The organism is Blastococcus sp. SYSU D00868, from assembly GCF_054050575.1.
The window spans coordinates 45284-57691 of record NZ_JBJGZO010000016.1; the positions used below are offsets into that span (position 1 = coordinate 45284).

General features: G+C 74.6%; 11 protein-coding genes. 3 read left to right on the forward strand and 8 right to left on the reverse strand.

Annotated features, from left to right (window positions below; translation table 11 throughout):
• Positions 1-22: 22 nt before the first annotated feature.
• Positions 23-622, forward strand: a complete 600-nt coding sequence (locus tag ACI79F_RS14625; protein ID WP_456545604.1) for a TetR/AcrR family transcriptional regulator — start codon at positions 23-25, stop codon at positions 620-622.
• Positions 623-705: 83 nt separating this feature from the next.
• On the opposite strand, the gene ACI79F_RS14630 is transcribed toward ACI79F_RS14625, so the two are convergent.
• The 8 genes from ACI79F_RS14630 to ACI79F_RS14665 all read right to left on the reverse strand — a co-directional run bounded on the left by ACI79F_RS14630 (position 706) and on the right by ACI79F_RS14665 (position 9956).
• Positions 706-1674 (reverse strand): 4-(cytidine 5'-diphospho)-2-C-methyl-D-erythritol kinase, encoded by a 969-nt coding sequence (locus ACI79F_RS14630; RefSeq protein ID WP_456545603.1) that lies wholly within the window; start codon positions 1672-1674, stop codon positions 706-708.
• Positions 1671-2537, reverse strand: coding sequence for a 16S rRNA (adenine(1518)-N(6)/adenine(1519)-N(6))-dimethyltransferase RsmA (rsmA, locus tag ACI79F_RS14635; protein WP_456578917.1), 867 nt, complete (start codon positions 2535-2537; stop codon positions 1671-1673). Before rsmA ends, ACI79F_RS14630 begins: the two co-directional genes overlap by 4 nt.
• Positions 2538-2601: 64 nt before the next feature.
• A complete protein-coding gene (locus ACI79F_RS14640; RefSeq protein ID WP_456545602.1) occupies positions 2602-3705 on the reverse strand; it encodes a ubiquitin-like domain-containing protein in 1104 nt (367 codons plus the stop codon).
• A gap of 382 nt (positions 3706-4087) precedes the next feature.
• Positions 4088-4927 (reverse strand): hypothetical protein, encoded by an 840-nt coding sequence (locus tag ACI79F_RS14645; RefSeq protein ID WP_456545601.1) that lies wholly within the window; start codon positions 4925-4927, stop codon positions 4088-4090.
• Positions 4928-4976: 49 nt separating this feature from the next.
• Positions 4977-5843 (reverse strand): TatD family hydrolase, encoded by an 867-nt coding sequence (locus ACI79F_RS14650; RefSeq protein ID WP_456545600.1) that lies wholly within the window; start codon positions 5841-5843, stop codon positions 4977-4979.
• A complete protein-coding gene (gene metG / locus ACI79F_RS14655; RefSeq protein ID WP_456545599.1) occupies positions 5840-7639 on the reverse strand; it encodes a methionine--tRNA ligase in 1800 nt (599 codons plus the stop codon). The genes ACI79F_RS14650 and metG overlap by 4 nt, the downstream gene beginning before the upstream one ends.
• 34 nt (positions 7640-7673) lie before the next feature.
• A complete protein-coding gene (locus ACI79F_RS14660; protein ID WP_456545598.1) occupies positions 7674-8315 on the reverse strand; it encodes a hypothetical protein in 642 nt (213 codons plus the stop codon).
• 96 nt (positions 8316-8411) lie between these two features.
• On the reverse strand, positions 8412-9956 hold the full coding sequence (locus ACI79F_RS14665; protein WP_456545597.1) for an amino acid permease: 1545 nt from the start codon (positions 9954-9956) through the stop codon (positions 8412-8414).
• Between the two features lie 122 nt (positions 9957-10078).
• On the opposite strand from ACI79F_RS14665, the gene corA reads away from it, so the two are divergent.
• Complete coding sequence (gene corA, locus ACI79F_RS14670) at positions 10079-11227, forward strand: magnesium/cobalt transporter CorA (RefSeq protein ID WP_456545596.1); 1149 nt, start codon at positions 10079-10081, stop codon at positions 11225-11227.
• 169 nt (positions 11228-11396) lie between these two features.
• Positions 11397-12320, forward strand: a complete 924-nt coding sequence (locus ACI79F_RS14675) for a DUF559 domain-containing protein (protein WP_456545595.1) — start codon at positions 11397-11399, stop codon at positions 12318-12320.
• Positions 12321-12408: the final 88 nt, after the last annotated feature.

Sequence of the window (12408 nt, forward strand, 5' to 3'; positions counted from 1 at the left end):
CGGCGCCCGTCCCCGGGTGCGGATGACCGGCGCCCAGCGCCGGCAGCAGCTCATCGACATCGGCCGGGAGCTGTTCGGCCGGCGCGGGTACGAGGCCACCTCGATCGAGGAGCTGGCGGCCCGCGCCTCGGTCAGCAAGCCGGTCGTGTACGGCCACTTCGGCGGCAAGGAGGGGCTCTACGCCGCCGTCGTCGAGCAGGAGATGCGCCGCCTGCTCGACCGGTTCGCCGCGGCCCTCTCGGCCGGGGGGCACCCCCGCGAGCTGCTCGAGCGCGCGGCCCTGGTCCTGCTCGACTACATCGAGGAGGACACCGACGGGTTCCGGGTGCTCTCCCGCGACTCCCCGATCAGCGACGCCGCGGGGCACTACTCCTCGCTGCTGGGCGAGGCCGCCCACGAGGTGGAGCACCTGCTGGCCTCGCAGTTCCGGCAGAACGGCTACGACCCGCGGCTGGCCGGGCTCTACGGCCAGGCGCTGGTCGGCATGGTCGCGCTGGTCGGCGCCTGGTGGCTGGAGGACCGGACGCCGGGCAAGCGGGAGGTCGCCGCGCACCTGGTGAACCTGGCCTGGAACGGCATGGGCCACCTCGAGCAGCACCCGCGGCTCAGCGGCGACGCCTGAACCCCCTCCCCCGGTCGACGAGATCTGCACACTCGTCGCCATCAGCGGCTGACGGCGACGAGTGTGCAGATCTCGACGGGCGCTCAGCCCACCAGGCGGGCGCCGGGCACCGGGCCGTGCACCGCGCGCACCGTCCGGAACAGGCCGCTGTCGGCCAGCTCGGCGGCCAGCGACGCCGCGTCGTCCTCGTCGCGCGCCAGCGCCGCGACCGTCGGGCCGGAGCCGCTGATCAGCGCGCCCGCGGCGCCCGCGCCGGTGGCGGCGTCCAGCGCCAGCCGCAGCGCCGGGCGCAGCCGGATGGCGGCCGGCTGCAGGTCGTTGTGCAGCGCCGACGCCAGCGCGCCGACCGGGCCGCTGCGCAGGGCGCCGACCACCGGGTCGGGCGAGGCCAGCTCCTCGCCGGACGGCAGCTCGCCCTCCTCGCGCAGCCGGTCGAGCTCGGCGTAGACGGCGGGGGTCGACAGCCCCTCCCCCGCGATCCCCAGCACCCAGTGCCACGGCCGGCGGGCGAGCACCGGGCTCAGCCGCTCCCCCCGGCCGGACCCGAGGGCCACCCCGCCGAGCAGGCTGAACGGCACGTCGCTGCCCAGTTGCGCGGCCAGCTCGGCGAGGTCGCCGCGGGTGGCGTGGGTGCCCCAGAGGGCGTCGAGCGCGACGAGCGCCGCCGCGGCGTCCGCGCTGCCGCCGGCCAGGCCGCCCGCGGCCGGGATGGACTTGTCGATCGTGATGGCCGCCTCGGCGGGCACCCCGGCCCGGTCGGCGAGCAGCTCGGCGGCCTGCCAGACGATGTTGCGGCGGTCGGTGGGCACGCGGTCGGGCCCGGTGCGGCCGCCGGCGAACTCCCCGGTGAGCTCGATCGACAGCTCACCGGCCGGGCGCACCGTCAGGGTGTCGAACAGCGAGACGGCGAGGAACACCGTCTGCAGCTCGTGGTAGCCGTCGGCGCCCAGCGGCGCGACGGCCAGGTGCACGTTCACCTTGGCCGGCGCCCGCGCGACGACGGCCCCGTCGCCGGTGATCCGCCCGGGGCCGCCGTGCGTCGCTCGGGTCACGCCGGCTCCGCCGGGGTGGCGGCCAGGCGGGCGAAGTCGCCGACCGACAGCCGCTCGCCGCGGGTGGCCGGGTCGATGCCCGCCGCCCGCAACCGGGCCTCGGCCGCGGCGGGGCTGCCGGCCCAGCCGGCCAGGGCGGCGCGCAGCCCCTTGCGGCGGGTGGCGAAGGCGGCGTCGACGACGGCGAACGTGGCCCGCCGGTCGCCGGGCGGGGGCGGACGGCGGTCCAGCGCGACCAGGCCGGAGTCGACGTTGGGCTCGGGCCAGAACACCCGCCGGCCGACGTTGCCGGCCCGGCGCACCTCCCCGTACCAGGCGGCCTTCACCGACGGCACGCCGTAGGCGGGCGAGCCCGGCGCGGCGGCCAGCCGCTCGGCCACCTCGGCCTGCACCAGGACCAGGGCGCGGCGCAGCGTCGGCAGCAGCTCCAGCAGGTGCAGCAGCACGGGCACCGCCACGTTGTACGGCAGATTCGCCACCAGCGCCGTGGGAGGCGGTCCCGGGAGTTCCCGGACCCGCAGCGCGTCGGCCTCCACCACGGTCAGCCGGTCGGCCAGCGCCGGGGCCCGCTCGGCCACGGTGCGCGGCAGGCGGGCGGCCAGCCGCGGGTCGATCTCGACGGCCGTCACCGCGGCCGCGGCCGGCAGCAGGCCGAGGGTCAGCGACCCCAGGCCGGGGCCGACCTCGAGGACGACGTCGTCGGGGCGCAGCTCCGCCGTGCGCACGATCCGCCGGATCGTGTTGGCGTCGTGCAGGAAGTTCTGGCCCAGCGTCTTCGTCGGACGCAGCTCGAGCTGCTGGGCCAGGTCGCGGATGGCGGCCGGGCCCAGCAGCCCGTCGGGCTGGTCCGGGGTGGTGCTCAGCGACGGCCCCGCTGCAGGGGCCCGCCGTGAGCGTGCGAACGGTGGGGGGCAGCGGGGTCCTGCATCAGCTGAACAGGCGGGAGCCGCAGTGCGGCCACTGCCCGGCGCCGGAGCGGGCGTAGAGCATCTGGGCCCGCATCGTCTGCTCCTCGGCCGAGGCGGCGGCCGGGTCGCCGGTGCCGCCGACCGAGGCCCAGGTGGACCGGGAGAACTGGTACATGCCGCGGTAGGTCCCGCTCGCGCTCACCGCGTTGGGCCGCCCGCCGGACTCGCACGCCGCCAGCGCCGCCCAGTTGAGGCCGTCCGCGGTGGCCGGCACCGCGCCGGAGGGCGCCGGGCGCTCCTTGGTGCCCACGGTGACCAGCTCGTCGACCGGCGGGACGGCGACGGCGGTGCCGACCTGCTCGCGGCCGGCCTCCACGCCGTCGATCACGGTGATCCGCCAGGTGGTCGCCTGCTGGCCTTCGACGCCGGCCTGGGTGACGGTCTCGTCGCCCTCGAAGGCCTCGGGGTCCTCGGTCTCCACGGTCCGGTACGGGATCGGCGTCGTCTCGACGACGTCGGAGATCTGCACGCGGTAGACCTGCACCCGCATCCGGCCGAGCAGCGGCTGGGTCGGGTACATGTTCGTGCGGTCGGTCGGGCCGAGCGCGACGCCCTGCTCCGTGAGCAGGTCGGCCACGGTGGCGGCCGTCGTCGTCACCACGCGCTGCTGGCCGTCGGCCACCAGGGTGACGTCCTTCGGGGTGGTGATGGACAGGGCCATGCCGTCCAGGGGCAGCCGCTCGCTGCGGCTGGCGGACAGGACCAGGCCGTCGGCGCGGAAGCCGAGCTGGTCGAGCGCCTCGTCCACGGACAGGGCGGTGACGTAGACCTCGCTGCTGCGCCCGTCGACGGTCAGCTGCAACGGGCGGGCCCGGTTGAGCACGACGGTGTCGCCGTCGGCGACCGAGGCGTCGGGCTCGGGCAGGACGACGTCGTGCTCCTGCGGCTCCAGACCCTCCTCCTCGAGGACCTCGGCGACGGTGTCCGCGTAGGTGCGCACCTCCTGCGCCTGACCGTCGACGGTCAGGGTGAGCGACTTCTGCGCGGCGTAGAACGCCACGGCGCCGCCCACCAGCCCGAGCAGGACCAGGACGAACAGGGAGAGCTTCAGGGGTCGAGGCACGACACTTCCACGGGGTCACGGGACCGGGCAGGGGGCTGCCTCGCCGGCGTGCCGCCGGCTGGCGGCCCGCCGGGCGGCTCCGCACCGGACGGCCCGCGGCGCCGTCCATGGCTGCCTGCGACGCCGCCCGGGGTCGGTCCCCACCCCGGCTGGTCACGACACGATAACGGGCGTGGTACGGGTGGCAACGGTGCGTGCGCGAGTGTTCCAGGGGGACGACACGTCGACTCGTCGCCGCGCCGACACGTTCGGTGACGGACGCGCCGCATGGGACGGGTGTGACGACTGCGCAGGGTGAGTCCTGCGAGGTGACCGACGTCACCGTGTGACGCGTCCCGGAGGCGGGCAGGACTGCCGATCGCGTGCCGTCCGGGCGGTCCGCTCAGCCGGCGAGCGCCCGCTCCGACAGCCGCACCGGCCGCAGCCAGGTCACCAGGAACGCCGCGACCGCGAGGCCGGCGGCGAGCGCGGAGAACCCGCCGGCGACGAGGGCCACCGGGGAGAGGTCGACCCCGTCGGTGACCCGGTCGCCCAGCCGCACCCCGGCGACCAGGAGCAGGGAGCCCAGCGGCAGCAGCGCCAGCACGCTGGTGGCCGCGCTCACCAGGTGCGCCGTCCAGGTGCGCAGGGCCTCGTCCACCGGGACGTCGGCGCCCTCGGCGGGCAGCGGCCGCAGCAGCGACCGCAGCAGCGCGACCTCGGCGAGCAGCCAGGTGGCGAGCGGGATGCCCAGGGCCAGCCACGCGACCCGGTCGTCGAACTGGTCGCGCTGCCACATCAGCGCGGCGGTGAGCACCTCGGCGGCGACGACGGCGCGCATCGTCCACAGCAGCCACAGCGAGATCTGCTCGCCCCGCCGCGGGCGGCGGGCGGGCTCGCTCAGCTGCCAGCGTGGCCGCGGGCGGGTCGCCTCGGCCAGCACGACGCCCAGCAGCAGCCCGACGGCCACGGCCGGCGCCCACAGGAAGACCGAGGCCTCGGCGAAGACGACGACGCTGCCGACCACCGCCAGCAGCCCGAGCAGCAGCCCGACCCGGCGCACCCGGCGCCCGTGGACGGCCTGGCGCTGCAGCGTCCGCCGGCCCTCCTCGGTCGGCGACGCGAAGCCGACCGCGGCGACGGCGACGGCCCGCCGGCCGGCGGCCAGGGCCCAGCCCCGGGCGAGGAGGACACCCGGCACCAGCACGGCGATGAAGAGCACGACGGCGATGAGGCGACCCACGGTGCCAGTGTGCCCCGGTTCTCCGGCGGAGAGGAGCGGGGAACCGCGCTCAGTCGCCCCAGGGGCCGAAGACGCGCTCGGCGGTGGCGGTCAGCGCCCCGCACAGCTGCTCGACCTCGGTGCCGGTGACCTCGGCCAGGGCGCGCACCGTGAGCGGGACCAGCCGGGAGGCGTTGGGCCGGCCGCGGTGCGGCACCGGCGTGAGGAAGGGGGCGTCGGTCTCCACCAGGAGCTGGTCCAGGGGCGTCAGTGCAGCGGCCTCGCGCAGGGCGGCCGAGCTGGAGAAGGTCACGGTGCCGGCGAAGGACAGCACGTGCCCGCGCTCCACGCAGGCGCGGGCGAAGGCGGCGTCGCCGGAGAAGCAGTGGAACACCGTGTGCTCCGGCGCGCCCTCGTCGTCGAGCACCCGCAGGATCTCGTCGTGCGCCTCGCGGTCGTGGATGACCAGCGCCCTGCCGCGCTCCTTCGCGATGCGGATGTGCGCCCGGAACGACGCCTCCTGCGCCGCCCAGCCCTCCGGGCCGGTGCGGAAGCGGTCGAGCCCGGTCTCCCCCACCGCCCGCACCCGCGGCAGCGCCGCCAGCCGGTCGATCTCGGCCAGGGCGTCGTCGTCGGCCGTGCCGGCCTCGTTGGGGTGGATCGCGACGGCCGCCAGCACGTGCGGGTCGCGCGCCGCCAGCTCCGCCGCCCACCGCGAGGAGGGGACGTCGACGCCGACCTGCACCAGCCGCGGCACCCCGACCGCCACGGCGGCGGCGATCTGCGCGTCGACCTCCGCGTCGTCGGGCGTCCGGTCGAAGTCGCCGAGGGTGATGTCGAGGTGGGTGTGGCTGTCCACCACCGGGGCGGGCAGCGGCTCGGGGTCGGGCGGCAGCTCCCCGCGCCGGTTGGCCCGGGAGGAGGCCGACCGGCTCACGACCGGCCGCCCTCCTCCAGGCGGGCCAGTTCCTCCTCGACGATCGACTCGTCGAGCTTCTTGAACACCGGCGTCGGCGGGGCGAGCGGCGTGCCCGGCTGCAGTGGCCGGGAGGCCCACACCGCCTGCGCGGCGTCGTAGTCACCGGTGATCACCGGGTAGGGCGAGTCGTCGTCGAGGTCGGTGACCTCGTCGATCCGCGGGGCCGGCGACCACACGCCGGTGCCGCCGAGCAGCTCGTGGATCCGCTGCGCGGAGTGCGGGAGGAACGGCGTGAGCAGCGCGTTGCAGTCGCTGACGGCCTGCAGCGCGGTGTGCAGCACGGTGTCCCGGCGGGCCGGGTCCTCCTTGAGCTTCCACGGCGCCTGGTCCGACAGGTACTTGTTCGCCTCGCCGACCACCCGCATCGCCTCGGCCGCCGCGGCCTTCTGCCGGTTGCGGGCCAGCAGGTCGCCGATCGGCCCGAAGGCGCCGCCGGTCGTGGCCAGCAGCGCGCGGTCGGCGTCGGTCAGCTCGCCGGGCGTGGGCACCGCGCCGACGTTCTTGGCCGCCATCGACACCGACCGGTTGACCAGGTTGCCCCAGCCGGCGACGAGCTCGTCGTTGTTGCGCCGGCGGAACTCCGACCAGGTGAAGTCGGTGTCCTGGGTCTCCGGGCCGGCGGCGGCGATGAAGTAGCGCAGCGCGTCGGCGTCGTAGCGGGCCAGGAAGTCGCGCACGTAGATGACGACCTGGCGCGAGGAGGAGAACTTGCGCCCCTCCATGGTGAGGAACTCGCTGGAGACCACCTCGGTCGGCAGGTTCAGCCGGCCGAGCGAGCCGGGGCTGCCGCCCCTGTCCCCCTCGCCGTTGTAGCCGAGCAGCTGGGCCGGCCAGATCTCGGCGTGGAAGACGATGTTGTCCTTGCCCATGAAGTAGTAGGCGTCGGAGTCCGGCGTCTGCCACCACTGGCGCCACGCGTCGGGGTCGCCGGAGCGGCGGGCCCACTCGATCGACGCCGACAGGTAGCCGACGACGGCGTCGAACCACACGTAGATGCGCTTGTCGGTGCGGTCGCGCCAGCCGTCGAGGGGCACGGGCACGCCCCAGTCGATGTCGCGGGTGTAGCTGCGCGGCTTGAGGTCGTCGAGCAGGTTCCGGCTGAAGTTCAGGACGTTGGGCCGCCAGCTGTTGCGGCTGGCCAGCCAGTCGCCGAGCGCCCGGGTGAAGGCCGGCAGGTCGAGGAAGTAGTGCTCGCTCTCCACGAACCGCGGCGTCTCGCCGTTGATGCGGCTGACCGGGTTGATCAGGTCGGTCGGGTCGAGCTGGTTGCCGCAGTTGTCGCACTGGTCGCCGCGGGCGCCGTCGTAGCCGCAGATCGGGCAGGTGCCCTCGATGTAGCGGTCGGGCAGCGTGCGCCCGGTCGAGGGGCTGATCGCGCCGAGCGTCGTCTGCGGGAAGACGTACCCGTTCTTCAGCAGCCCGAGGAAGATCTCCTGGCTGACCCGGGCGTGGTTGGCCGTCGTCGTCCGGGTGAACAGGTCGTAGCTCAGCCCGAGCGACTGCAGGTCGCCGACGATGATGCGGTTGTTCCGGTCGGCGATCTCGCGGGGCGTCACACCCTCGGCGTCGGCGGCGACGGTGATCGGCGTCCCGTGCTCGTCGGTGCCGCTGACCATCAGCACCCGGTCCCCCACCATCCGGTGGTAGCGGCTGAAGACGTCGGAGGGGACGCCGAAGCCGGAGACGTGGCCGATGTGCCGGGGGCCGTTGGCGTACGGCCAGGCCACCGCGGTCAGGATGTGCCGATCACTCACGGCACGAGAGTAGTGAGCGGCGCGCGCGGGCCGCTCAGCGCTGGGCGGTCGAGGCCGGCGAGGGGACGTCGGCGGCGCCGTCGCCCGGGTCCAGCAGGGTCACCGACAGCAGCGCCAGGCCGATCACGGTGACGGTGGCGGCGCGCAGTGCCCGCTGCCCCTCGGACAGCTGGGGCGCGCGGACCCGCGGCCGGGGGCCGGCCTTCAGCCACGCCGCGGTCGACGGCGCCGTGGCCAGCAGCAGCTTGCCGACCGGCACCGCGACCGCGCTCAGCGCCAGGGCGGGCACCGGCAGCCCAGGCGCCAGCCCGTCAACGGCCGACGTCGTCAGGCCGAGCAGCAGGACGACGGCGAGCGCGCCGGTCTCGGCGACGGAGACGACGACGAGCAGCCGGGCGCCGGAGCCGTCGGCGAGCACGAGCCCGCCGCCGGCGCCGAACACCGCCCAGGCCGCGAGGCCGAGCAGCACCAGCGCCACCACCGCTCCGGAGGGGCGCGACGGCGCGGTCAGCAGGCCGTCCAGGGAGGTCAGCGCGGCGGCGACGACGGCGATGGCCTCGACGACCGCGATCACCGCGGCCGCCAGCACGGCGGCCGGCAGACGGCGGCGCGGGACGGCGCCGGAGCGCGCGCCGGGTCCGGCGACGGCGCGGGCGTCGAGGGTGGTGCTCGCCACGGGGGTGCTCCCTGGCCGGGGACGGTCGGTCTCCGGTCAGGTCGTCCGCCGCGGGCCCGCGCTGTACGGCTGCGGGCGGGGGCTCACCCCATGGGGTCAGCGGCGGTCGGAGCGGTCCCGGGCCGCGCGGTCGGCCGCGGCACGGTCGGCGGCGGCCAGGCCCTGCTGCCCGGCCAGCCGGCTGTGCCGTCGTCCGTAGGCGAAGTAGAGGACGAAGCCCAGGGCCATCCAGATGGCGAACCGCAACCAGGTCTCTCCCGGCAGGTTCAGCATCAACCAGCCCGAGGCCAGCACCGAGACGATCGGCAGGAGCGGGACCAGCGGCACGCGGAACGAGCGGGGCAGGTCCGGCCGGGTGCGGCGCAGCACGATGACGGCGACCGAGACCAGCGCGAAGGCGAACAGGGTGCCGATGTTCACCAGCGAGGCCAGCTCCTCGAGAGGCACCACGGCGGCGAGCACCGCGACGAAGACGCCCACGCCGATGGTGATCTTGTACGGCGTGCCGAAGCGCGGGTGGACCCGGGCCAGCGCGGGCGGGAGCAGGTGGTCCCGGCTCATCGCGAACAGCACCCGGGACTGCCCGAGCATCAGGATCATGACCACGGACGTCAGACCGGCCAGCGCGCCCACCGAGATGACGCTGGAGAAGAAGGACAGTCCGACGCTGTCGAACGCCTCGGCGAGGGGAGCCTCGGCCGACAGATCCGCGTAGTTCTGCATCCCGACGACGACCAGCGAGACGGCGACGTAGAGCAACGTGCAGATGGCCAGGGAGCCGAGGATCCCCCGGGGCAGGTCCCGCTTGGGGTCACGCGTCTCCTCGGCAGCGGTGGCGACGATGTCGAAGCCGATGAAGGCGAAGAACACGATGGAGGCGCCGGCGATGACGCCGCCCCAGCCGAAGGAGCCCTCGCTGTACCCGAAGAGGGTCTGCACGAGCGGGGCGTCCAGGCCACTCGCGTCCGGCGCCGCGGGCTCGGCGGGCGGCACGAACGGCGTGTAGTTCGCGGCCTCGATGTAGAAGAGGCCGACGGCGATGACGAGCAGGACGATCGCCACCTTGATCACCACGATCACGGAGGTGACGCGGGAGGAGAGCTTGATGCCGAGCACGAGGACGGCGGTCATCAGCGCGACGATGACGACCGCGGGGATGTTGAAGGTCGCGGTCTCCCCGGCGATCGACTCGGGCAGCGGGATCCCGATGTCGTCCAGCAGCTGGTTGAGGTAGCCCGACCAGCCCACGGCCACCGTCGCCGCACCCAGCGCCAGCTCCAGCACGAGGTCCCAGCCGATGATCCACGCGACGAACTCGCCGAGCGTGGCGTAGCTGAAGGTGTAGGCCGAGCCCGCCACCGGGACCGTCGAGGCGAACTCGGCGTAGCAGATGGCGGCCAGGGCGCAGACCACGCCGGCGATGACGAACGAGATCGCCACGGCGGGCCCGGCGTTGTCCCGCGCCACCACTCCGGTGAGCACGAAGATGCCGGTGCCGATGATCACGCCGACCCCGAAGACCGTGAGGTCCAGTCCCGAGAGGTTCCTCCGGAGCCGGTGCTCGGGCTCCTCGGTGTCGCGGATGGAGTCCTCGACGGACTTGACGCGCGCGGTGTTCGGTCGGTCCGTGTAGCTGGCCACGAGACGCCTCCCCCGGCTGCCGGCGAGGGCTCGCCGGTCCTGCCCGGCAGCGTGGCACGGGTGCCCGCGGGCCGCATGCCTACGCTGGCCACCGCCCCTGACCGCGAGCGTGGAGACGTGCCGTGACCGCGACCGACCCGCTGGGCGACGCCCGCCCCGACGACCCACCGTCGGCGCCGGCGTCGTCGTCCGCCGCCGACCGGCCGGCGCCGTCGGTGCCCACCACCCGCCCGCGGCCGGCCGGGGCCCCGGGGGCCGCCCCGAGCCGGCAGCCGGGGCAGGACGCCGTGGTCGACTGCGCCGTCTACGTCGACGGCCGGCGCCAGGCGCCGGTGCAGCCGGGCGAGGCGCTGGCCGCCGCCGTCGAGCAGGGCGGGTTCGTCTGGCTGGGGCTGTACGAGCCCAGCGCCCAGGAGCTCGACTCGATCGCGGCGGGCTACGGGCTGCACCCGCTCGCCGTCGAGGACGCCGTCTACGCCCACCAGCGGCCCAAGCTCGAGCAGTACGACGACGACCTGTTCATGGTGCTGAAGACGGCGACCTACGTGGAGCACGACCGGCTGACCGCGACCAGCGAGGTGGTCGACACCGGCGAGGTCATGGTCTTCCTCGGCGCCCACTACGTGATCACCGTCCGGCACGGCCGGCACGGCGACCTGGCCGACCTGCGCCGCCGGCTGGAGGACGAGCGGGAGCTGCTGTGCCTCGGCCCCGCCGCGGTCCTCTACGCGGTCGCCGACCTGGTGGTCGACACGTTCGTCGAGGTCGCCGAGGCCGTGCAGGACGACGTCGACGAGCTCGAGGCGTCGGTCTTCAGTCCCCAGCGCACCGACGACATCGGCCGGCTGTACCAGCTCAAGCGCGAGCTGATGTCGCTGCGGCGGGCGGTGGCGCCGCTGGAGCTGCCGCTGCAGAAGCTGTCCGAGCGGCACGTCGACGTCGTCCCGCAGGCGATGCGCTCCTACTTCCGCGACGTGCTGGACCACGCGATCCGGGTGCGCGACGCGGTGGCCGGGCTCGACGAGCTGCTGTCGTCGATCCTGCAGGCGTCGCTGGCGCGGACGCAGATGGCCGACAACCAGGACATGCGCAAGATCTCGGCGTGGGCGGGCATCATCGCCGTCCCCACGGCGATCGCCGGGATCTACGGGATGAACTTCGACCACATGCCGGAGCTGCACTGGCGTTTCGGCTACCCGCTCGTGCTGCTGGTGATCGCGCTGTCCTGCGTGCTGCTGTACCGCGGCTTCAAGCGCAACGGCTGGCTGTAGGTCCGCGGCTGCGGTCAGGCATAGGAAGCTAAACCCACGCTTAGACGCCGGAAACGTGCGTTTAGCTTCCTTTGCCTCCTGGGTCCCGCACCGATTCGGCCGGTGACCGGCTTTCCACAGGGCCACGCGCCGGCGTCCGCGCCCTGGTGGTGGCGTGCAGGCTCGCCGAATGCTCTGGCGCAGCGTCATCCAGGAGGTCCTGGCGGCACACGACGGGCTCGCGACTCGGCAGGACCTGCTCGACCGCGTCCCGACCAGCGTCCTCGATGGGTACATCGGCCGCCGCACGCTCTCGCGGATACTGCCCCACGTCTACTGCCGTGCGGGGGCACCCGTGACCGACGACCTCCTCCTCCACGCTGCCCTCTGCCACGCCGGGCCGATGGCTGCACTGAGCCACACGAGCGCCCTGGCCGTGTGGGGGGTCGTTCCCCTCCGCCGCCCGCTGCACCTGACCGTCGACCAGTCGGTCCGCCGCGCCGGCTCCCTGGACGTCGTCGTCCACCGCCGGCTGAGGTTCAGTCCCGAGGCGCCACAGTGCGTCGTCCGGAGGGGATTGCGAGTCACCGTCCTCGCCCGCAGCCTCGTCGATTCGTGGCCACTGCTCGATCTGCCCGAACGGCGACCCCTGCTGCTGGACACGGCGCGGCGCGGCCTCGTCGTCACGAAGGACCTGCGTGACGCCCTGGCGGAGCGACCCAACGTGGGAGGCCACCGCGCTCTGGCGCAGACGATCGACCTCATCGAGGACGGCTGCCAGAGCGAGCTCGAAGCCCATGGCGTGCTCAACGTCTTCCGGCACCGCTCCCTGCCGAGGAGCGTCGGGCAGTACCGGCTGGCCCACGCCGACGGCACGGTCAAGCTCGACCGAGCGTGGCCCGAGGTGAAGCTCGCGGTCGAACTGGACGGCGCTCGGTATCACACGTCACCGGAGGACCGTCAGCGCGACCTGGCGCGCGACAGAGAGCTCGCTGCTCTGGGTTGGGTCGTGCTGCGCTTCACCTACGCGGACGTGCTCCGGGACCCGGACGGCGTCCGTCGGAAGGTCCTCGAGGTCTACGCCGCCCGGGCCGCGCAGCTGCGCACCGGCTGAACTCCCAGCGGCCCCGAGGGCCCGCGGGCCGCGGCGGCGTGCGGCATAGGAGGCTTTACACACGTCTCGGCGCAGAGGACGTGCGTTT

Excerpts from the sequence above, each read along its gene's own strand:
- ACI79F_RS14625 (WP_456545604.1), top strand. The coding sequence starts at position 23 with ATGACCGGCGCCCAGCGCCGGCAGCAGCTCATCGACATCGGCCGGGAG.
- ACI79F_RS14675 (WP_456545595.1), top strand. The coding sequence starts at position 11,397 with ATGCTCTGGCGCAGCGTCATCCAGGAGGTCCTGGCGGCACACGACGGG.